Source organism: Sphingorhabdus sp. 109, from assembly GCF_902506555.1.
Taxonomy (GTDB): domain Bacteria; phylum Pseudomonadota; class Alphaproteobacteria; order Sphingomonadales; family Sphingomonadaceae; genus Parasphingorhabdus.
In genome coordinates this window covers 1,760,005-1,781,390 of record NZ_LR732707.1, presented here as the reverse complement: position 1 = coordinate 1,781,390, position 21,386 = coordinate 1,760,005, and the positions used below count along the sequence as shown (strand labels likewise).

The window sequence follows — 21,386 nt, the reverse complement described above, 5'->3', positions numbered from 1 at the left end:
GAATCGAAAATCACATATAATTTTTGGGGAATTTGAAATGGCCGGCGGCATCAACAAAGTCATCATCGTAGGCAATCTGGGCAAGGATCCGGAAGTGCGTACCTTTGCCAATGGTGGCAAAGTCTGCAATTTCAGTGTCGCCACATCGGAAAGCTGGAAAGACAAACAGACCGGCGAGCGCAAGGAAAAGACCGAGTGGCACAATATCTCGATCTATAACGAAGGCCTGGCCGGCGTTGCCGAACGCTATTTGCGCAAGGGCAGCAAGGTCTATCTCGAAGGCAAACTGGAAACCCGCAAATGGCAGGATCAGTCCGGCAATGACCGCTATTCGACCGATGTCGTGCTCAAGGGCTTTGACGCGAAAATGGAAATGCTCGACAGCCGCCAGGGCGGCGGTGGCCAGGGTGGCGGTTCCAATGACGGCTGGGGTGGTGGCCAGGGCGGCGGCGCGCCATCCGGTGGCGGTTCCGGTGGCGGCTGGGGCCAGACCGGTGGCGGTGGTCAGGGTGGCGGCGCCTTTGACAGCGATCTGGACGACGACGTTCCGTTCTAGAGCGCAACCCATGGCGAAAGCATTCTGAGTCTCTGTCGAGACGCGGCTTTGTTGCAGGATTGGATCCGCGCCTTGGCCGTTACCCATGGCAGCGAATGGGTGGCTAGCGGAATGAAAGGTTTCGGGGAAACATGCCAATGGTTCGGTTTCGCAGATCCATTGGCAGCTAGCCTCTGACCCTACGGCTTTGGCATCGGACCTTCAGGCCGATATTTATCCATCACGCTATCGAGCTTCTCATTGGTGATGGACGGATTTTCGGCCTGCAGGCACGGCAATAAAATGGCCTTGTTTGCATGTTGTTGTGTGACCGACGGGTCATGGTTGGCTTCAGGAGAAACGCCGGAGAAACAGTCGACAAAGACCTGTTCGGGAACGCCAAGATCGGCGGCGACCAGATCGGTCGGTCGTTCGTGAACAGGTGGTGGCGGAGCAGGCTTGGCCAGGCTGGCTGAAACTGGTGCCAGTGAAATCACCAGAATTGCTACGATCAAGCGACGCATGAACTTACTCCTCTATGAGAGCGGATATAATGCTGCGCATATTGGCGTGGCGTCAATTCGATAAGTGTATCAATATGTAGCCAGAGGCTGAGGGCGGCGGCCATGGTGTGTCAGCAACACGATTAAGGGCTGTTTTCACGTTCCCAATAATCCGTTCGAAGGGCCGAGAGTGAAGATATTTTCATGCACGCTGGCGCGCTGAGACTCCAGTCGCCTGTGAGAACACAAACTTTCTACTCTTCCGCTGCTCCCGGGTTCGTCTCCACCGCTCAAACGAAACCAGCTTTGTCCTGGTTGCGAAGTGGTGATCTCGTCGAAAGCAAGAGCGCGGCAACGGCGGGTAGAAAGAGGCCCAGAGCCATTGGCAGCGGCGTGTCGGTTCCTCCCATTGCGACCAGGGAAGAGACGGTGAAGGCAATACCAAATTGGATAGCTCCCAGTAAGGCAGACCCTATTCCGGCCGTATCTCGTGACGACGCCATCGCGATTGACATGGCGTTCGCAGAGAGTAGCCCCACTGTTCCAATTGACACCCATAGCGGCAGAGCAAAGAGCCACAGCGTTGTCGTGCCTGACAACAAAGTCAGCACAAGCGTGAACAGTACGTAATAAGGCAATCCGCTTTTCAGGATATGCGAAGGCGAGAAACGGTCGAGCAATTTTGTATTGATACGCCCGAACAAAAGCAATGCTGTCGCGATCCCCGCAAACATCAGGCCATAAGCGAGCGGGCTAAGGCCGAATACGCCTTGGAATACACCGGATGATCCCGTGATGAAGGCAAACATGCCGCCCTGGATAAGGCCCGCTATTACAGCCGGTAGCATAAATTCGGAACGGGTGACCAGTTTCACCGCTGCCTTACGTCCAGTGAGAAATGGCGCGGCAGCCCGGGCCTGGCGCGGCAAGGTCTCTGGCAAGATTATCAGGGATAATATTAGCGCGACGATGCCAACGACTATCATCGCGACGAATATCGACCGCCATCCGAACGATTCAAGCAGAAGGCTGCCAATGGTTGGGGATACGATGGGACCTATTGTCAGCAACATGACCAATACGGTCATGGCCTTGGCTGCACGGCGGCCGTCGTAAAGATCGTGGACGACCGCGCGGCTGACCACCATCCCGCCACAGGCACCCAGCGCTTGTAGAAAACGCAGCGCATTGAACAGCGCGATGTCTTTGACCAGGATCAGGGCGAAAGACGTTGCGATAAATAGGAACGTTGCGGCGAGCAAGGGCCCTTTGCGTCCGAAGCCGTCGATCAGCGGTCCCATGACAAGTTGTCCTGCACACAGGCCGAGAAAAAATATGGACAGCGACAATTCGGTGGCCGCAGCGCTCGATTCCATCGCTATTGCAATGTCGCCGAGACCGGCAAGATACATATCGGTGGCCAGCGGCGGAAAAATGGAAAGCAAGCCAAGCACGGCGGTTATGCAGGCGGCCCGGCGGGCAGTGAGGGATTCTTTTTGCATAGTCATGGGCCTCAAAATGCAGGTGGCGACTCCGGAACAGTCAGGTGCGGATTAATAGACGGTAGTCTAATAATATAATGGACTAGTGTCTAGTAATTAATTAGCTGCTGGGATATGGTCCCGGCCAGGAGGCTTGCATGAGCGAAGGAAAACGATCAGCCGGAAGGCCACGGGATGCAGAAGCAGCGGGTACGATAAAGGCCGCTACACTGAAACTGGTGCGCGAGCGCGGCTATGAGGCGGTTAGCATTGCCGCTATCGCGAGCGAAGCAGGGGTGGCACGACAGACATTATATAATCGCTGGAACACCAAGGCTGATCTGGTGCTGGATGCGGTTTTTGAAGAAACGGGCCGATATGCATCAGCGCCGCTCAATGATCCGACCCAAACATCCAGGATGCAACTGGAGCGCTTCCTGGTTCAGGTGTTTGAACATCTGGCCGAAAATGGAAGCACTATCCGAGCCTTGATTGCAGCAGCGCAGGAAAACAACGGCTTTCGTGAGATATTCAGAAAGCATTTTGTGAATCCACGTGAGGAAATAGTCACTGACCTGTTGAAACGAGCACAAGAACGCCGCGAGATTGGCCAGGACTGCAACATCAATATATTATCCAGTTTCGTCCACGGCGCGTTTTGGTACGCCCTGCTTAACGGCGACACCCTGGACAAGGATTTCGCACGAAATATCGCGGATGAGATCTTCCGGAGCGACCGCAAGTCATCCGGACAGGGTTGAATAATGCGCCAAGCAGGGATCAGACATCAGAACATCACAATTGATGCCCCGTCCGGTCCCTTTTCGTATCGAGGTAAAATTCATTGTGCGGATTGGCGGCTATCTTGACCGGCAGGCGCTCTTCGACGGTAACGCCGCATGTCTCCAATCCTTCCACTTTTTCCGGATTGTTGGTCAGCAATTTCACCTTGGGGATGTTGAGCAGTTCGAGCATCCGGGCGGCGATTGAGAAATCGCGGGCGTCGATGGCAAAGCCGAGACGCTGGTTTGCGTCGACCGTGTCAAAGCCCTGATCCTGCAACGCGTAAGCGCGCAGCTTGTTGATCAGCCCGATGCCGCGGCCTTCCTGCCTCAGGTACAGCAGCACACCCCAGTTGGCCTCGGTCATCTGGTCGAGCGCGGCATGCAATTGTGGTCCGCAATCGCATTTCAAGCTGCCGAGAACGTCTCCGGTGAGACATTCGCTGTGCAAACGCACGACTGGCGTGCTGCTGTCACGCTGGCCGACCACCAGCGCGACATGATCGGTGGCGTCAGCGTCGCTGCGGAAGCCGAAGATATGGGCGTTGCTATTGGCAGCGACCGGAAGCTTCGCATGCGCGCTGATCGTCAACGCGCTGGAGTCCGCATAGGCAGCGGCATCGTCAGCCTGTACGGGGTCTTCCGTCGCGTCCACCACCACAAAGGCCGGTAGCAGACCACCCTGACGGGCCAGTTCCATTGCGGCTTCGGCGGCTTCGGGATTGGCCAGCGGTTCGCTGCGGAACGGACCTTTCAGCGGATATTGCATATCGAGCACCGGATCGACAATGGCGATGATCTCCGCCGCGGTGACCGGAGCCGGAAGGCTGATCTGGATTGGCAGACTCGGGTCGCCCGCAGACAGTTGATTGTGCAGCTTGAGCGTCGCGGCGCGGCTGGCGGATATCAGCAGGGAAACGGTGCCGGTTTCCGGCAGGGCTTCTTGCAAATTTCCGGTTTCGACCGGGAGCAGATTCAACCGGTCGCCATCCGCCTCCACGCCAATCGACCAGCCCCGGCGAAGCGCATCGATCGCACGGGCCGCACGGCGGGCGGCAGCCTTTCTGGCCCCCTCGGGCGGCACTGCGTTCAAAATTCGAATTCCGTGATCAGGGGGGCATGATCGGATGGCTTGCCCCAGCTGCGCGCATCTTCGAGAACGACGTGGCTCTTCGCCTTGTCTCCCAGTTCCGGGCTGGTCCAGACATGGTCGAGCCGGCGACCCTTGTCCGAGGCCCGCCAGTCCTTGGCGCGATAGCTCCACCAGGTATAGAGGCGCTCGGGGTCGGGGATCAGCTTGCGACCGATGTCGACCCATCCATGGGCGTCGCGCATGGCGTAGAGATGGTCGATCTCGATCTGGGTGTGGCTGACGACCTTGAGCAGCGCCTTGTGGCTCCAGACGTCCGATTCGAGCGGTGCGACATTGAAGTCGCCCATCAGGATCGTCGGCTCCTTGAGATTGGCCGACCATTCGGTCATCCGGCCGAAGAAATCGAGCTTCTGGCCAAATTTCGGATTGAGTTCCCGGTCCGGAATCTCGCCGCCGGCGGGGATATAGACATTCTCGATCCGCACGCCGTTTTGCAGCACTGCACCGACATGGCGCGCCTCGCCATTATTCTGCCAGTCGTACCGCTCATCCTTGTGTAGCGGCACACGGCTGATGATCGCAACGCCATGGTGCATCGGCTGGCCATGCAATATCATGTGATTATAGCCCAGCCGGCGGAACATGCCTTCGGGAAATTGTTCGTTGCGCACCTTGGTTTCCTGCAGGCACAGGACATCGGGCGCTTCTTCGGTCAGGAAACGTTCGACGATGTCGAGACGGGCACGGATGCTGTTAATATTCCAGCTGACGATTTTCAGGCTATCACTCATGCCGAGTCTGATAGCCACGCTCGCGGAGAAACCCAAGCCCAAAGGCAATAGAGATTCGTGCAATTTTCCCGGGCCAAAAAAGGAAAACCCCCACCTCCGGGGGCATTAAGGAGGTGGGGGCAAACTCGCGTTCGTCACGCATGAATGAGTTGAGACTGATTTGGTCAGGTAACAGGGGGAAAACCTGACTGTCTCTCCTCATCCTGTTTCTGGTTATAGCCCCGTATTTCTGTCGGCAGCATGAACGAAAGATGGATCATTTTCTGCTGATCGGCAGCCCGTCTCGGCTCATCGCTTGCGGCGCGTTTTTCTCCGCGGATCGGTCCAGTTGAAGCTGCTGTTGGCCACGGGAACCCCGAATTTCTGATTGGACAGGCGGATCGAAGTGCGATTGTTTTTCGAATCGAGCGATACCCAGCCATCCAGGCTCAACCCGCCGGGCGCGCCGGGCTTTTTGGTAAAGACCATTGTAATCACGCCATATTCCGGCCTTTTCGGATCGCGGACCTCGACGCTGAGCACCGCTGGATTGCGTGTCGGAATGATCTTGCCATATTTCGACAGGTCGCGTTCGGGGTTGAGCAGCGCCGCCAGCGGGCTGTTGCCGATCGGCCAGCGCTGGACCTGATTCACATCATAGTCGATCAGGGTCAGCGCCTTTCCATCCCCGACGATCAGCAAATTGGCGTCGTCCTGATATTGAAAGCGAATCTTGCCGGGCTGCTTCAATATCAGCTTACCGGTCAGCATTTGGCCGCTGCGGTCGCTCTGGCTGAAATTGGCAGTCATCGTGGTCATGGCGCGCAAATGGGCCTGAACCTTCGACAGACTGTTGGCGGGGCTTTGCTGTGCGGTGGCGGGCAGGCTTGCTGTCAGGGCCAGCGGCGCAGCGATCAAGGCGAAACCATATTTCAACATTACGAAAACTCCAGATTATCAAGAGATACGCCTAGCGGGTGGCGATTGAACAATGGCTTAATCATTCCGTCAGGATGCAAGGCATCGCGCGGAGCTAGAGGGGTTCGCCATTCTGGTCGCGCAGCACTTCGCGCCGGCCGATATGATTGGGCGGACTGATGAATTCATCCTCTTCCATCCGGTCGATGATCCGGGCAGCGGTGTTATAGCCAATCCGCAACTGCCGCTGCAGCCAGCTGGTCGAAACCTTCTGGCTCTCGAACACGATTTGGCAGGCCTGCGCATATTGCCGGTCTTCTTTGCTATCGCTCAGGTCGGCACCATCAAGAGCAAAACTGCCGTCTTCGGGCTCTTCGGTTACCGCCTGGATATAGTCCGGTGCACCCTGCGAACGCCAGTGATCGGCGACCCGCCGAACTTCGTCATCGGAAACGAAGGGGCCATGGACACGGGTCAGCTGCTTGCCGCCGGGCATATAGAGCATATCGCCCTTGCCGAGCAGCTGCTCGGCGCCCTGTTCGCCCAGAATCGTCCGGGAATCGATTTTAGAGGTGACGTGGAAGCTGATCCGGGTCGGCAGGTTGGCCTTGATCACGCCGGTGATAACATCGACCGAGGGACGCTGGGTCGCCATGATCAGATGGATACCCGCTGCGCGCGCCTTTTGCGCCAGTCGCTGGATCAGGAATTCGACTTCCTTGCCGGCGGTCATCATCAGATCGGCGAGTTCGTCGACAATGATCACGATCTGCGGCAGCACTTCGTAGTCGAGCTGCTCTTCCTCGTAGATCGGGCGAGAGGTTTCCGGGTCATAGCCGGTCTGGACACGACGGCCGAGCGGCTGGCCCTTGGCCTTGGCGGCTTTCACCTTCTCGTTGTAATTGGCGAGATTGCGGACCGAGATCGATGACATCATCCGGTAGCGCTCTTCCATCTGCTCGACCGCCCATTTCAGCGCCCGAATGGCCTTGGCCGGTTCGGTGACCACCGGGGACAGCAGATGCGGAATATCGTCATAGGTGCTGAGTTCCAGCATCTTCGGGTCGATCATGATCATTTTGCAGTCTTCGGGAGTCAGCCGGTAGAGCAATGACAGGATCATGCAGTTCAGACCGACCGATTTACCCGAGCCGGTGGTACCCGCAACGAGCAGATGCGGCATCGGTGCCAGATCGGCAATGACCGGGTCGCCGGAGATATTCTTGCCGAGAATGATCGGCAATTTGCCAGTCTGTTCGGCGAAACTGTCGCTGCCGACCATTTCGTGCAGCACCACCATCTCGCGGTTGGTGTTGGGCAATTCAATGCCCATGACGGTCCGCCCGGGAATGGCGGCGACACGCGCCGAGAGCGCCGACATGTTGCGGGCGATATCCTCGGCCAGCTGGATCACCCGGCTGGCCTTGATGCCGGGCGCCGGTTCCAGCTCGTACATGGTGACGACCGGGCCCGGCCGCACGGCATTGATGTTGCCCTTGACGTGAAAGTCGTCGAGTACCGATTCCAAGAGGCGCGCGTTGCGTTCGAGGCCAGCCTTGTCGATAACATTATTGTCCTGCTCGGGCGCGGGGGTCAGCAAATCGAGCGACGGCAGCACATAAGGGCCGAAGAAATCCCCCTGTTTGCCCTTGCTGACGCCGGCCTTTTTCGGCGGCAAGGCGCGTTCGCTGATCTCTGGCGGCGGCCGGTTATCCGGTTTGACTTCCTTGCGCGGAGCGGGCTCTTTTTTTGCCTTGGGCTTGGCCGCGCCCGAACGATCCGGCTCGACCACCAGGCTATCCTCTTTCTCGGCGAACGGACTCTTTATCGCTGGCAGCTTGAACGCGGTGCCGGAGAATAATGGTTTGTCCAGCCGCAGGCTGAAATAGCCAAGGACGAGGCCGCCGGTCAGGGTCAGCGCGATCAACAGGCCGGAAATCAGGCCGCTCCAGCCGGCGGAAATTGCGTTGAGTCCGGCTCTGGTTCCGTTGGCGATCAGCATCCCGGCAAGGCCGCCCAGACCGGAAGGGAGTTCCATTTCCGGTTCCGGGAACCAGAGGGCGAGGGCGGTGCCGACCAGCAATATCGCCAGAAAGCACCAAAGCAGTTGCTGTTTCCAGCCGGGCTGCGGAATGTCGCGCCACAACCGGTTGGCCAGCACCAGAAGCAAAGGCAGCAAGAGCAGGGCGGGCAGGCCGACCAGCAACAGCAGCAAATCGGAAAGATAGGAGCCGAAAACGCCCATCCAGTTATGCTCGACGCTGCCGGCCGAAGTGTTGAAAGCAGGATCGCTGGGCGAATAGCTGACCAGCGCCAGAAACAGGAAGACGGTCGTCAGAAAAATCGCGATGGCCCCGATCAGGGCACCGCTGCGCAACAGGCTGAGGCGCATGATTTCACGCCAATTCGCTTCTTTGGCTTTTCCCGCCATCATATACTCCCGTACGTCGCCCCAGCCGAAGGCGCGCATTAACTATCTGCTCCTTTGCGCGAATCGGGGACTCGCCGTCAAGTTTCTTGGCTTTATTTTACCGGATTTGCCTTTCTTTCCCGACCATCGATGCCTAACTATATCTCATATTCGGGCTCGGAAAGGCGTCTCTATGGGAATTGACTCTCGGCAAAGCGATATCATCATATTGGGTGCGGGCATGATCGGTCTGACCCAGGCGCTGACGCTGGCAGCCCACGGCTTGCGCATCGCGATCATCGACCGCGCCGATCCGGCCGAACTGCTCAATCCGCAGGCCGATGCGCGCGTTTCGGCGATCAACAGCGCCAGCTGGAACATGTTCGACGCCATCGGCCTGGCCGACAAGCTGCGACCGCATGGCTGCGATATCGAGAAGATTCTGGTCAACGACGGGCTGAAGCCCGGCACGCTGGACTTTGTTCCGGGCGAAGGCGAAGGCCCGATGGGCATCATGGTCGAAAATGCCATGCTCCGGCGACTCCTGTTCGAGGCGGTTCAGGCCAGTGACAATATCACGCTGCATCTCTCGACCCAGGTTGCGTCCTGCGAACGTGGCGGCCACAGGGTCGATATCGCGCTGGAAAACGGCGAGCGGCTCTCTGCCCCGTTGCTGATCGCCGCCGACGGGCGCGGCAGCCGGATGCGCGAGGAAGCCGGCATCATCATGGCGCACTGGCAATATGACCATAATGCCATTGTCTGCAAAATCGCGCACGAGAAGCCGCATGGAAACACCGCCTATGAACTGTTCTTCCCTTCCGGTCCGTTCGCCATCCTGCCAATGCTCGACGATGCGGACGGACGGCACCGTTCGGCGGTGGTATGGACGGTTTCGCGAAAGGACGGTCCGGCCTATGCGAACATCAACAAGCGTGCCTTCGTCGCGGAGATGATGAAGAAGACCGGCGGATTTCTTGGCGAGATCGAGCTGCTCACCGATCGGCCGACCTATCCGCTGGGCTTCCACCACAGTTCCCATCTGACCGCTGACCGTCTGGTGCTGATCGGCGATGCCGGTCACGGCATCCACCCGATTGCGGGGCAGGGGCTTAACTTGGGCCTGCGCGACGTGGCGGCGCTGACCGAATGTCTGGTCGAAGGTGCACGCACCGGTCTTGATCTGGGTGATGCCCAGATTCTCGCGCGCTACGACCGCTGGCGCAGCCTCGACAATATGATGGTCTCGGCGGCCACCGATCTGCTCACCCGCCTGTTCGGCCTGCCGGGAGAAACCTCTTCCAAGATCCGCCGGATGGGCATCGGACTGGTTCAGCGCATCCCGCCGCTCAAAGCACAATTCATGGCCGAGGCCAAAGGCGAAACCGGCGATTTGCCCAAGCTGCTCACAGGCGAGCTGGTCTAGCTTCGGGTCCTAGCGTCCGCCCTGGCCGTCGTCGATCTTGATCACGGTGCCGGTCACCGCGTCGGAAGAGGGTGATACCAGATAGAGCAATGTGCTATCCATCTGCTCCGGCTGCGCCACGCGCTTGCGCGGGAAGTGAACCGAAAAATCGCCAGCGCGCTCAATCATGCCGTCGGCCATATCGGTGGCGAACAGACCCGGCGCGATGCCGTTCACATTGATGTGGAATTTTGACCATTCCACCGCCAGCGTCTCAGTGATGCGAACAACTCCCGCCTTGGTTGTGGAATAGAGAGCAGCTCCGCCGCCGCTATAGCTGGTCGCGGCAATGGATGCGATATTGACGATCCGCCCGGGCGCTTTCCGGGCGATCAAGGGGCGAGCGAATTCGTTCGACAGGATGAAGACGCTGCGCAAATTCGTGTCCAGAACATCGTCGATCAGATCGGTGGACATCCGCGTGGCATGTTCCGCGTCGACGATTCCGGCATTGTTGACGAGTATATCGGGCTGACCCAGAGATTCCGTCACGGCGGGAATGATCGCCTGAAGCTGCGCCGCATCGCGCACGTCAAGGGCGAAGGCCTTGGCGGTGCCGCCATCGGCCGTAATTTCTGCGACGAGATCGTCCAGCTTGTCCTTGCGCCGGGCGGTGCAGGCAACTTTCGCGCCGCAAGCGGCCAGCACCTTGGCAAAGCGGCGGCCCAGACCGGCCGATGCGCCGGTCACGAGTGCGGTTCGTCCGCTCAGGTCAATGGAAAAATTGGGTGTGGTCATGAAAAAGGCATCCTCTGCAAATTTTTGCAGGGGATGCCCGTGATCATGGGGTTGGCGCAAGCGCTAATTTAGTTGTTCAGGTCGTCCTGCTCGATCGGCACGATCTTTATTTCGACCCGGCGGTTGGCCGCGCGGCCCTCTTCGGTGCTGTTGCTGGCAACCGGCTGGCTTTCGCCATAGCCTCGGGTTGCGAGCCGTGCGCGCTGGACGCCGCTGTTGGCAAGGAAATTTGCAACCGCATCGGCACGCCGCTCGGATAAGGCCTGGTTATAGGCGTCGCTGCCGGTGCTGTCGGTGTGACCAAGCACGTCGACATAGCTTTTTTCATATTGCGCCAGCGTGTTGGCCACATTGCCCAGCGTTGTCTGGAATGCCGGGCTGATGGCGCTGCTGTCTACGGGGAAGGTAACGCTGGACGGCATGTTGAGGATCAGATTGTCGCCCTCGCGGGTAACATCCACGCCGGTTCCCGCGGTCTGCTGGCGCAGCTTCTTTTCCTGCTCGTCCATATAATAGCCGATGCCTGCGCCGGCGAGACCGCCAAGGCCGGCGCCGACGATCTTGGCCGTGCGGTCATTTCTGCCGCCCAATATATCGCCGAGCAGATAGCCGCCGACGACGCCGCCGATACCACCGATAGCTGTTTTGGAAATCGTCCGGTTTCCGGTTTCCGGATTGGTCACGCAGCCGCTGGTCAATGCCAGAGCACCGAGTGAAACTGCTGAAATTATTGATTTGTGCATCCGCATATTATCTTCCCTTGTGGCTCCTCTTGTCTCTCCGGCATAACGCCCCGCCGAAGAGATGGTTCCGTTTAGCGCGCGATAAATGAACGGTGACTGACAGCAAACTTGAGATTGTGTAAAACTTGCTGCTAAAGGGCTTATGGCATTTCGCCCTATCAATGGACAATATGACACCCTTTCCCTGGTTTGATGTAACGATCATAATATTGCTGGTACTGATCAATGGCATATTTGCCATGTCGGAACTGGCAATTGTCTCTGCCCGCAAGGCGCAATTGCATGGTCTTGCGGACCGCGGCAGCAAGCGCGCCAAGGCGGCTCTGCGTCTTGCCAGCGATCCGGGGAAGTTTCTCTCCACCGTGCAAATTGGGATCACGCTGATCGGCATTATTGCCGGCGCCTATTCCGGAGCCAGCCTTGGTGGCCCGGTAGCGGAGCGGCTGCAGCTGCTGGGCATGGGGCAGGAGCTGGCGGGCACCGTCGGCTTTGTTCTGGTGATCGGCCTGACCACCTACGCCTCGCTGGTGATCGGGGAGCTGGTACCGAAGCAGATTGCTTTGCGATCCGCAGAACGTATCGCCCTGATCATGGCCCAGCCGATGGAATTGCTGGCTCGCATTTCCGCGCCGCTGGTCTGGCTGCTCGATAACAGCAGCGCCATGATTTTCCGCCTGATGCGGATCAAGCGCGAGCAGGTCAATCACGTCACTGCGGAAGAATTGCAGATGGTCTTTGCCGATGCGACGCGGTCCGGCGTTATCGAGGAGCATGAACGCGCCGTGATGGCCGGGGTCGTGCGTCTCGCCGATCGCCCCATTCGCGAGGTAATGACCCCCCGTACCGAGATTGACTGGCTCGACATCGATGCGAAGCGCGGGGATATTCACAAGCTGCTGATGGAATCCCAGCACAGCCGTTTCCCCGTCGCCGAACATTCGGTCGATGAAATCCGCGGGGTGGTCCAGGCCCGCGATATCGTTGCCGCGCAACTCGGTGGCGAGAAGCTGGATTTGCGCAAGCTGATGCGCCCACTGGAAAAGGTGCCGGACCAGCTCGACGCGCTTGATGTGCTGGAAATATTGCGTGAGACGGAAGTTCCGATGATCCTGGTGCATGACGAATATGGCCATTTCGAAGGGATCGTCACGCCCAATGACCTGCTCAGCTCGATCGCCGGCGAATTTGTCTCCGACCAGGATGAGAAGACTCAGCGCAGCCTGATCGAGCGGGCCGACGGCAGCTATCTTGTCTCCGGCGCGATGGCGATTGACGCGCTGGCCGAACGGCTGGGAATCCGGCTCTCAGAGGACCGTGACTATGCCACGGTGGCCGGCCACGCGCTGGCGCAATTGCGCCATCTTCCCGAAGAGGGCGAAAGTTTTGAAGACCAGGACTGGGTGTTCGAGATTGTCGACATGGACGGCCGGAAAATCGACAAGCTGATCGTCCGGCCGAGCAATCCCGAGGTCGACTGACGGGAAACCGGTGTTGCTCAGAGCTTGCCGTATTTTTTCTCGAACCCGGCAATGTCATCCTTGGCGAGGAATTTCGCCTGGTCGATCCATGCGTCCCGGGTAATCCGTCCGCTGAATGCACCCAGATATTGATCCACTTCGCTGATTTCAGCTTCTTTCCAGGCGGCAATCTGGTCAAAACGGGTCACGCCGAGGCTGATCAGCAAGCTGTTCAGCTTGGGCCCAACGCCCTTGATCAGACGCAGATTGTCGGGTTCTCCGACCGCTGCCGGAATTTTCGGTGTACCTTCCACCGGTTCTGCGGCCACGGGCGCGGCTTTGGCCTCTGCCTTGGGTTTTGCGGCAGGGGCCGCGGGGGCGACGACCGGCTTGGGTGTTGGTGGCGGCGGTGGCGGGGCAACCGCTTTCGGTGCCGTGGCGGGAGCGGTGACCGGTTTGGGGTCGGTCGGCGGCACCGGTTCGCCGGCTTTCTCCAGCAGCCCGTCATCGGCGTTGAAGCTGTCGAGGGCGGATGCCTCGCGACCGGTCGCAGCCCAGATCCAGAATGCGGTGACCACACCGATTAGCAGTGCGATCAGATATAACAGCCAATTGGCGGTGATCAGCGTAATCATTTCTCAAAACCCCGTTTTGACCATTAACTCTAGCCGGTTTTGGCTAATATTCTTCTGTGCTCCGGCCCCAGACAAACCAGCCGATGGCGAGGCCAATTGCAAAAGTAATCAGCAGGAGCAACAGATTTTCAAGTAAAAGTGGCATCGTTCAGCTCTCCTGTTGCGATTTGGCATCATCTTTTTGCGGGCCGTTGGCGGCGCTGATCCGGAACTCGATCCGGCGGTTCTGTGCGTCGGCGGCCGCGTCCGAACCCGTCGCGCGAGGCCGGGTAGAACCGTAGCCTTTCGCGCTGATCAGACTTGCCTTCACGCCGCGCTCGATCAGTCCGGCCTTTATGCGGTCGGCCCGCTCCTGCGACATATTGCGATTGACGGCGCTATTGCCATTGTCGTCGGTATGGCCTTCGACCGCAATCGCCAGTCCGTCGCAATCCTGCAGGGCCGTTGCGATCTGGTCGAGGATTTTCTGCGTTTCCAGCGACACATAGGCGCTGCCGGAACGGAAGCTGATATTGTTGGCGGCGATAATCTTGTCGACCCTGCTTTGGCAATTGGCAGCCTGGGTCTGCACGGCAGCGGTGGGCGCGGCTTTTTCAGTGGCTTCACCCTCGGCAGCGACAATCACATGCTGGTCTTTCCAGCTGGCACTGGAGATGCCGGGGATTGTCATGACCACACCCATAGCTTCCTGTTTCGCCTCGTCCCCCACTTCGCCATCCAGTACAGCCGCGCGGGACAAGGGGTCGTGGCCGAGGCTGACATGCGCGCCATCCAGTCCGCGCGCCGCGAGTTCTGTTTGCGCCTGCTGTTCCAGACCGTTGATGAAATTCTCACCCGCTATTGCATGACCGACCAGACCCAAAACCACGGTCGCCGCTGCACCTGTCAATATCTTGCCCCGGATTTCCATAGATAATCTCAGTCCCTTTTCCGCCCCAAGTGTCACTTTCCTAAAATCATTGGACAAAATGGCGGATATTGTAGCGTGAGTCCAGTTGGCTTGCCCCGCCAACCGGCGGCCATTCCAGTGAAACTGTGCCCATTTGAGACAAAAGCTTATCAAATTGGGTTAATTTTCTTAAATATATTTGTCCGTCTGCCGTTGTGCGCCACCTTCAACTGCTGCTATTGCTATCCGCCAGATCGTTGAGCTTGCGGAATTCCTGACGCCAGTAATCTCCACCCTTGCCGCTGAGCAATCCGATATTCCGGAAATCATAGCTTCCGAGATATTTGTCACCGCGCAGCTTCTGGCCGAAGGCGGCGACAGCGACAGCGACCGCGAAGGCCATATCACCACGGGGCTCGCTAGCAGACCGCATATCTCCCGCCGCGATCGGCCGCGAGATCAGCCGGGACCTGTCCTCGTCGGGCAATTTATAGCGGAGTTTTACGTGCGCCATTTCGCCGCCAGGGCCGGACCGGCCGTCGGTCACGCGGTTGGCAGGATAACGCCGTTCAGGAAGCCATCCGGATGCGTCGGCCGGCATTATTTCATAAAGTGCCGTGACCTGATGACCGGCGCCGATATCACCGGCATCAATCTTGTCATTGGCAAAATCCTCTTCCGCGAGCAGCCGGTTTTCATAGCCGATCAGGCGATATTCTTTCACATGGGCCGGATTGAACTCAATCTGGATTTTCACATCCTTGGCGATGGTGAAGAGGGTTGAGCTGAGTTCGGAGCCCAGCACCTTGCGGGCCTCCATCGCGCTGTCGATATAGGCATAATTGCCATTGCCGACATTGGCTATGCCCTCCATCAGCTCGTCGCGGATATTGCCGCTACCATAGCCTAGCATCGTCAAAGTCACACCGCTTTCACGCTGTTTGGCGACATATTTTTTCAGCTCGTCCGTATCCGACGTGCCGACGTTGAAATCGCCGTCGGTGGCCATGATGATCCGGTTGATGCCACTATCGATGAAATTGTCCCGCGCTGTCGAATAAGCCAGTTTGAGCGCATCGCCGCCCGCGGTCGATCCGCGAGCCGAAAGGCAATCGACCGCTTCCTTGACATGGTCCTTGTTCGAAGTGGGGGCGAGCAGCAGACCGACCGTGCCGGAATAGACCACGATCGAAACCCGGTCATCGCTGCGCAATTCTCCGGCCAGCGCCGTAAGCGTCGACTTGACCAGCGGCAGCTTGTCGCGGCTGTTCATCGAACCGGATACATCGACCAGAAAGACGAGATTGGCGCGCGGCCGTTCGTCGCTGGCAACATCATAGCCGCGCAGGCCAATTCTCAGCAAGCGGCTGGCATCGTTCCAGGGAGTAGTCGAGATATCGGTCGACACGCTGAACGGTGTATCCCGGTTTTGCGGTCTGGGATAATCATAGCGAAAATAGTTGATCATTTCCTCGGTCCGCACCGCTGCTTCGGGCGGCATCCGCCCGTCGTTGAGAAAGCGCCGGACATTGGAATAGCTGCCGGTATCGACGTCGACGGCAAAGGTCGACACCGGTGCATCGGCGACCCGCTTGATGCTGGCAACATCCTTGCCGTCATAGCGTTCCCGATCCTGCGGTTGCTGATAGGGGCGCGGGAGCGGGTGGGGTGCGATGCTCCGTTCGGCCGCCGCCATGCCGCTGGCTGCGGATTTGCTGGCCGTCACGACCACTTGCGACGGGCGAGGCGGCGGCGGTGCTGGCACCATCGATGGCGAGGCAAGCGCAACACCGGAGCGGCGGCCGGTAATATGATCAGCGCGGGGGCGCGAGAAAATCGAACAGTTTACCGGATCGGGCGCGGCCGGACGCGCAATCGATCGCGCGTCGAGCGATGGCGCGGCGGACGTCAGCGCAAGGCCGGTAACCGCGAGCATCGACATGGTTTTTGCTGGTATATTGAAATGGCGCATAGCTTCCCTCCATCGCTCCGACCCGTTCGCAAAGCTGGCACACCGCGTCTGACTGGAAAATGAACATTTGATATACTGTCACAGCGATCATGATGTTGGGAAAACAGTATGTGCAGCCGGAAATTATCGGAATAGTTTACATTTCCGGGTCAGCAGATAAGTTGTGATTTTCTGAGGGGGACTGATTGTGACTGCAAATGGATTTGCGAGATGGGCGCGAAAATGGACGGGCCGGATGGCGCTTGCACTGGTAGCGGGGGCTTTGTCTGTCCCACCGGCGCTGGCGCAGGACGATGTGGTGCTGACGGCGCACGAGCAGATGGCGCGCGACATTTATCGCGATATTATCGCTTTCCGCACGGCGCGTGGTCAGCAACAGGTGCCGGCGATGGTGTCCTATCTCGTCGACCGCTTCAAAAAGGCCGGTTTCGACGACGGCGATATACGCGTCACCGATTATGACAGTGACGGCGAAAAAACCCAGGGGCTGATGGTTACCTATCGCGCAAGGCCGGGTAGCACCGCCAAGCCGATTGTCCTGCTCGGGCACATGGATGTTGTCGATGCACTCGCCAAGGATTGGGTGCGTCCGCCGTTCACGCTGACCGAAGAGGAGGGCTATTTTTTCGGTCGTGCCACGATGGACAATAAATATGGCATCACCAATCTGACATCGACTTTCCTGCGGCTCAAGGCAGAGGGCTGGCAGCCGTCGCGCGATCTGGTGCTGGTTTTTTCGGGGGACGAGGAATCGGGCATGGTCTCGACCGAGGACCAGGCGGAATATGTCGCCAAGAATATCGATCCGGCCTTCATCCTGAACAGCGATGCCGGGGGGATCGCGCTGGCCGAGAACGGCACACCGGTCGCCTTTCGCGTCCAGTCGGCAGAAAAGACCTTCGCTACCTTTCATCTGACTGCGACCAATGCGGGGGGGCATTCGTCCCGTCCCCGTGCGGACAATGCGATATATGAACTGGCGGAAGCCCTGACGAAGATTGCAGCCTATAAATTTCCGGTGCGGGCAACCGATTTGACCAGGCAATATTTCGCCACTGCCGGCAAACTCACGCCCGGCGAGACCGGGCGGGCGATGCTGCGTTTCGCGGCGGACCCGACGGATGCTGCGGCGATCGCGACCTTGCAAGCCAATCCGGAGACGGTCGGTACGCTGGGAACAACCTGCGTCGCCACCATGTTGGAAGCGGGCCATGCCGAAAATGCCCTGCCACAGTCGGCTACGGCCACGGTGAATTGCCGGATATTCCCAGGTGTCAGCGCTGCAGCAACCGAGGCCAGGCTGAAAAAGATCATCGGCAATGACAATATTATGTTCACGCTGATGACCGATGTCACCGAAAGCCCGGAATCAAAGCTGCGTGATGAGGTGAAGGCAGCCCTTCGCTACAGTGTCGACAAGCGATATCCGGGACTGACCATATTGCCCTATATGGAATCGGGTGGGACCGATGGCATGCATTACCGCAATCTTGGTTATGACACGGTGGCGGTTTCGGGTGCCGCCATGAAGGCATCCGACATATATGCCCATGGTCTGAACGAGCGGCTGCCGGTCGCGTCTTTCTACGACGGTCTCGATCACTGGTACTGGATATTGAAAAAGCTGGCCGAATAGGCGCGTCAGGCCTTGTCCGGGCAGATCATTTTCAAGCCCCGCGCCGGATCACGAACCGCCAGCTATAGCCGCGATATTGCGGGATGAATTCGCTTTTCGTGCCGTGTTCGTGATCGATTTCGTCGAGAAAACGGCGCAGATGGCGCCGGGGATCGACGTGAAACAGCGCCAGCCATTGCTGCAGGAGCGCGCGAAAAGGCGGCGGCAAGCCCTCGCTCTGACCGAAATCGACAATGTGCAGTTCGCCATTGGGTTCGAGCAAGGTCAGCGCTTGCCGGATCGCGCCCTGCCAGTCGGGGATCATCGACAGGCAGAAAGACAGGAATATCCGGTCAAAGCTGCGCACATCGGACGGCATAGCCAGCGCCGGATTTTCGGCGTCTCCCTGAAACAGGATTATCCGCCCGGCCATTCCGCTCTGCCTCAGATTCCTGCGCGCCACCTTCAGCATTTCCGAACTGATATCAAAGCCGTAAAACTCCGCGTCCGGCCAGACTTTCGTCGCCCGAACCAGATTGCGCGCGGTGCCGCAGCCGACCTCCAGCACCCGGCCCCCGGGGGGCGGATCAAGCTCCTCGATTAACTGGTCCCGGCCGAGCAGATAATATTTGCGGGTCAGATCGTAGATACCGCTTTGGCTGCGATAGACGCGATCCATCAGCTTCGCGTGGCGATCGCTGGCCCGCTTGCGCAAAATATCGTCCATCAGGCTCATTTCAGCCGGTACAGATGCATCGCACCATAAATGGCCGAGCGGTCCTTGCGGGTCAGCGCCTGCGACAGCTGTGCGTCATAATACCAGCCGGAAAGCAGTTCGTCGGCAACCCGACCGGGCAGCAAAGTCTCTTCCGCCGCGGTGCGAAACAGCACCCGGGCGCCGGGCTTTGCGGTCCGGTCGATTTCGCTCCACAGCCGGTTGAGCTGCTGGTCGGTCATCCAGTCCTGCGCATCGAGCAATATATAGCGATCCAGCGAACCGGCGTCCTGGCTGGCCAGAAATTCGATGAAATTTTGATGCCTGATCTCCAGCTTCCGGCTGCGTTCGCCAAGCCAGTCAAAACTCGCTTCTTCCAGATAGGGCGGTACCGATCCGGGAGCGGCGCTCTGATAGGCACGGCCAAAGGCCTGCTGCGCGAAATAATTGTCGGCCAGCGCAAAATCGCAGGCCAGTTTGCGGGTCCGCTCGCACAGCACATCGGCCATGTGCCGGTCACCGGCCAGCGCCCGGTATTGCGCAGGTGGAATGCCGAGCCCGAACAGCGCCATCGGGTTGGAGCAAAGGAAGCGCATCAGCTTCTTGTGAAACAAGGGGCCGATATGCTGTTCGAACAATTCGATCTGCTCCTCGCGCGTCCGTGCCGCCATCATCAGCGACGGTTTCGCACCGCCAAGCCGGCCCAGTATATGCACCAGCCCGATAAAATTGCCGAGCAGGCCCTTGCGATAGAAGCCTTTGGCAAAGCCGTTGATCCGCCGCCGCCCGAAATGGTCCCGGCCCTCCCAATATTTGCGGCTGGCTTCGTCGAGATGGGGGCGCAGCCGGTCGCGATAGACAGCAAGATTCTGCTTGTGATCGGCCTGACCGAAAAAGCGGAAGAAATCCTCGTGGCTGTCCAGCCGCTGCGCCGCCACCGATTTCAGCCGGTTGAGCGCAATATGGGCGGCGTTGAGATCGACGGCGGTGATCTTCGCGGGATTGGCGCGCAGATAGGACAAGGCGTTGCAGCCGCCGCTGGCAATGGTGACGATATGGTGATCCGGCCGGATGTCCAGCGCCTCCATGTCGGCAACCGGATCTTCCCAGATCTGCGGATAGACCAGCCCGCGAAAGGCGAGCGAAAAGGCGCGTTCGAGCAGCCCCGCCTTGCTCGCCCGGTTCTGCAATATCGCATCGTTCAATATGGTCGACTGTTTGACGGAACCCGCTTGTACGCTCATGGCGCTTCTCCGATGGTCTGTATCATGGGTGAGAATTAGGCTGGCGGGGTGACGCGGGCGTGACCGGCATGTGACAGGTTTGCGACGGTGGAGCGGACGTGGTGACGCCCAACTTTCGGTATAAATACTAATCCATGTTATTGAACAAAACGGGAACATGGATTAGGGCGGGCCATGTCAAAAATTTCCCGATCCGATAAACTGGCGATTCTTGCGGATGCTGCAAAATATGATGCATCCTGCGCCTCGAGCGGCTCGGTCAAGCGCAATTCGGCGAAATCCGGCGGCATCGGATCGACCGGCGGCATGGGCATCTGCCACAGCTATGCGCCGGACGGGCGCTGTATCTCGCTGCTGAAAATCCTGATGACCAACTATTGCATGTTCGACTGCCTCTATTGCATCAACCGCTCGTCGAGCAACGTGCGCCGCGCGGCCTTCACGGTGCAGGAAATCGTCGACCTGACGCTGGATTTCTACAAGCGCAATTATATCGAGGGCCTGTTCCTCTCTTCCGGGATCATCCGCAGTCCGGACTATACGATGGAGCAACTGGTTGAAGTCGCGCGGGGTCTGCGGATCGTGCATAAATTCGGCGGCTATATCCATTTGAAAACCATTCCGGAGGCTGATCCCGAACTTCTGAAACAGGCGGGGCAATATGCCGACCGGCTGTCGATCAATATCGAACTGCCCGACGATGAATCGATCGCGCGGCTGGCGCCGGAAAAGGACGGCAAGCTGATCCGCCGGTCGATGGACAATCTCGGCAAAAAGGTGCGCGAGGCGAAAGCTGAGCGAAAGGCTTCCCGCAAGGCGCCGCTATTCGCACCCGGCGGGCATAGTACCCAGATGATTATCGGTGCCGACGCGTCCGACGACGCCAAGATTTTGACGACGAGCAATGGGCTTTACGGCAACTATGGCCTGAAGCGGGTCTATTATTCCGCCTTCAGCCCGATCCCCGACGCCAGCAGCAATCTGCCGGCTCAGGCGCCGCCCTTGCTCCGCGAGCACCGCCTGTATCAGGCGGACTGGCTGTTGCGCTTCTATGGCTTCTCGGTACCGGAAATCATGCAGGGCGGCAGAGCGGGGCAGCTCGACCTGAGCATCGATCCGAAGCTCGCCTGGGCGCTGCAGAACCGCGCCCGCTTTCCGGTCAATATCAATCTGGCCGACAAGGAAGTTCTGCTGCGCATCCCAGGTCTGGGCGGCAAGGGCGTCGGCAAGATTTTGCAGGCCCGGCGGTTCACCGCCTTGCGTCTCGCCGATCTCGAACGCATCTGCCAGTCGGTGAAGAAGATATTGCCGTTCATCACCACGGTCGACTGGCATCCGGGCAAGCAACTGGATTCCCTGAACCTCTACGACCGGCTGAAACCGCCACCCGAACAGCTCAGCCTGTTTGGAGCCTGACGCTT

At 58.8% G+C, this 21,386-nt stretch carries 19 protein-coding genes; 6 read left to right on the top strand and 13 right to left on the bottom strand.

Features of this window, described 5'->3' with window-relative positions:
• Nucleotides 1-37: 37 nt before the first annotated feature.
• Nucleotides 38-556, top strand: a complete 519-nt coding sequence (gene ssb / locus BOSE62_RS08335; RefSeq protein WP_159644153.1) for a single-stranded DNA-binding protein — start codon at nucleotides 38-40, stop codon at nucleotides 554-556.
• 179 nt (nucleotides 557-735) lie between these two features.
• Here ssb and BOSE62_RS08330 read toward each other — a convergent pair whose 3' ends face one another.
• On the bottom strand, nucleotides 736-1,059 hold the full coding sequence (locus BOSE62_RS08330) for a hypothetical protein (protein WP_159644150.1): 324 nt from the start codon (nucleotides 1,057-1,059) through the stop codon (nucleotides 736-738).
• A gap of 269 nt (nucleotides 1,060-1,328) precedes the next feature.
• Entirely contained in the window at nucleotides 1,329-2,540 is a 1,212-nt protein-coding gene (locus BOSE62_RS08325) for a multidrug effflux MFS transporter (protein WP_159644147.1), read from the bottom strand.
• Nucleotides 2,541-2,677: 137 nt separating this feature from the next.
• Between BOSE62_RS08325 and BOSE62_RS08320 the strand changes: the two genes are divergently transcribed.
• Nucleotides 2,678-3,280, top strand: coding sequence for a TetR/AcrR family transcriptional regulator (locus BOSE62_RS08320; protein WP_159644144.1), 603 nt, complete (start codon nucleotides 2,678-2,680; stop codon nucleotides 3,278-3,280).
• A 34-nt stretch (nucleotides 3,281-3,314) separates the two neighbouring features.
• On the opposite strand, the gene ribA is transcribed toward BOSE62_RS08320, so the two are convergent.
• The 4 genes from ribA to BOSE62_RS08300 form a co-directional block, all read right to left on the bottom strand.
• Entirely contained in the window at nucleotides 3,315-4,394 is a 1,080-nt protein-coding gene (gene ribA, locus BOSE62_RS08315) for a GTP cyclohydrolase II (RefSeq protein WP_236553934.1), read from the bottom strand.
• Complete coding sequence (locus tag BOSE62_RS08310) at nucleotides 4,391-5,185, bottom strand: exodeoxyribonuclease III (RefSeq protein ID WP_159644140.1); 795 nt, start codon at nucleotides 5,183-5,185, stop codon at nucleotides 4,391-4,393. The genes ribA and BOSE62_RS08310 overlap by 4 nt, the downstream gene beginning before the upstream one ends.
• Nucleotides 5,186-5,473: 288 nt before the next feature.
• Nucleotides 5,474-6,103: a LolA family protein gene (locus BOSE62_RS08305; RefSeq protein ID WP_159644134.1), complete on the bottom strand. Its 630-nt coding sequence runs from the start codon at nucleotides 6,101-6,103 to the stop codon at nucleotides 5,474-5,476.
• A gap of 94 nt (nucleotides 6,104-6,197) precedes the next feature.
• The gene (locus tag BOSE62_RS08300) at nucleotides 6,198-8,513 is read right to left on the bottom strand and encodes a DNA translocase FtsK (RefSeq protein ID WP_159647965.1); all 2,316 of its coding nucleotides are present in this window, start codon (nucleotides 8,511-8,513) and stop codon (nucleotides 6,198-6,200) included.
• 172 nt (nucleotides 8,514-8,685) lie between these two features.
• Here BOSE62_RS08300 and BOSE62_RS08295 point away from each other — a divergent pair, with 172 nt between their 5' ends.
• The gene (locus BOSE62_RS08295) at nucleotides 8,686-9,918 is read left to right on the top strand and encodes a UbiH/UbiF/VisC/COQ6 family ubiquinone biosynthesis hydroxylase (protein WP_159644129.1); all 1,233 of its coding nucleotides are present in this window, start codon (nucleotides 8,686-8,688) and stop codon (nucleotides 9,916-9,918) included.
• A 9-nt stretch (nucleotides 9,919-9,927) separates the two neighbouring features.
• Here the strand turns inward: BOSE62_RS08295 and BOSE62_RS08290 are convergent, their stop codons facing one another.
• Together BOSE62_RS08290 and BOSE62_RS08285 are read right to left on the bottom strand one after the other, a co-directional pair.
• Nucleotides 9,928-10,695 (bottom strand): SDR family NAD(P)-dependent oxidoreductase, encoded by a 768-nt coding sequence (locus tag BOSE62_RS08290; protein ID WP_159644124.1) that lies wholly within the window; start codon nucleotides 10,693-10,695, stop codon nucleotides 9,928-9,930.
• Nucleotides 10,696-10,763: 68 nt separating this feature from the next.
• Nucleotides 10,764-11,444 carry an OmpA family protein gene (locus BOSE62_RS08285; protein WP_159644122.1) on the bottom strand — a complete coding sequence of 227 codons (681 nt, stop codon included), beginning with the start codon at nucleotides 11,442-11,444 and terminating at the stop codon, nucleotides 10,764-10,766.
• A 155-nt stretch (nucleotides 11,445-11,599) separates the two neighbouring features.
• Between BOSE62_RS08285 and BOSE62_RS08280 the strand changes: the two genes are divergently transcribed.
• Nucleotides 11,600-12,916 carry a hemolysin family protein gene (locus BOSE62_RS08280; protein WP_159644119.1) on the top strand — a complete coding sequence of 439 codons (1,317 nt, stop codon included), beginning with the start codon at nucleotides 11,600-11,602 and terminating at the stop codon, nucleotides 12,914-12,916.
• Between the two features lie 17 nt (nucleotides 12,917-12,933).
• Here BOSE62_RS08280 and BOSE62_RS08275 read toward each other — a convergent pair whose 3' ends face one another.
• The 3 genes from BOSE62_RS08275 to BOSE62_RS08265 form a co-directional block, all read right to left on the bottom strand.
• Nucleotides 12,934-13,530 (bottom strand): hypothetical protein, encoded by a 597-nt coding sequence (locus BOSE62_RS08275; RefSeq protein WP_159644117.1) that lies wholly within the window; start codon nucleotides 13,528-13,530, stop codon nucleotides 12,934-12,936.
• A 148-nt stretch (nucleotides 13,531-13,678) separates the two neighbouring features.
• A complete protein-coding gene (locus BOSE62_RS08270) occupies nucleotides 13,679-14,440 on the bottom strand; it encodes an OmpA family protein (protein ID WP_159644113.1) in 762 nt (253 codons plus the stop codon).
• 205 nt (nucleotides 14,441-14,645) lie between these two features.
• Nucleotides 14,646-16,391 (bottom strand): vWA domain-containing protein, encoded by a 1,746-nt coding sequence (locus BOSE62_RS08265; protein WP_236553932.1) that lies wholly within the window; start codon nucleotides 16,389-16,391, stop codon nucleotides 14,646-14,648.
• Nucleotides 16,392-16,626: 235 nt separating this feature from the next.
• Between BOSE62_RS08265 and BOSE62_RS08260 the strand changes: the two genes are divergently transcribed.
• The gene (locus tag BOSE62_RS08260; protein ID WP_159644107.1) at nucleotides 16,627-18,027 is read left to right on the top strand and encodes a M20/M25/M40 family metallo-hydrolase; all 1,401 of its coding nucleotides are present in this window, start codon (nucleotides 16,627-16,629) and stop codon (nucleotides 18,025-18,027) included.
• A gap of 31 nt (nucleotides 18,028-18,058) precedes the next feature.
• Here the strand turns inward: BOSE62_RS08260 and BOSE62_RS08255 are convergent, their stop codons facing one another.
• Together BOSE62_RS08255 and BOSE62_RS08250 are read right to left on the bottom strand one after the other, a co-directional pair.
• The gene (locus tag BOSE62_RS08255) at nucleotides 18,059-18,733 is read right to left on the bottom strand and encodes a class I SAM-dependent methyltransferase (protein ID WP_159644101.1); all 675 of its coding nucleotides are present in this window, start codon (nucleotides 18,731-18,733) and stop codon (nucleotides 18,059-18,061) included.
• 5 nt (nucleotides 18,734-18,738) lie between these two features.
• On the bottom strand, nucleotides 18,739-19,965 hold the full coding sequence (locus tag BOSE62_RS08250; protein WP_159644098.1) for a DUF3419 family protein: 1,227 nt from the start codon (nucleotides 19,963-19,965) through the stop codon (nucleotides 18,739-18,741).
• A 174-nt stretch (nucleotides 19,966-20,139) separates the two neighbouring features.
• Here BOSE62_RS08250 and BOSE62_RS08245 point away from each other — a divergent pair, with 174 nt between their 5' ends.
• Entirely contained in the window at nucleotides 20,140-21,381 is a 1,242-nt protein-coding gene (locus BOSE62_RS08245) for a putative DNA modification/repair radical SAM protein (RefSeq protein WP_159644094.1), read from the top strand.
• Nucleotides 21,382-21,386 lie beyond the last annotated feature (5 nt).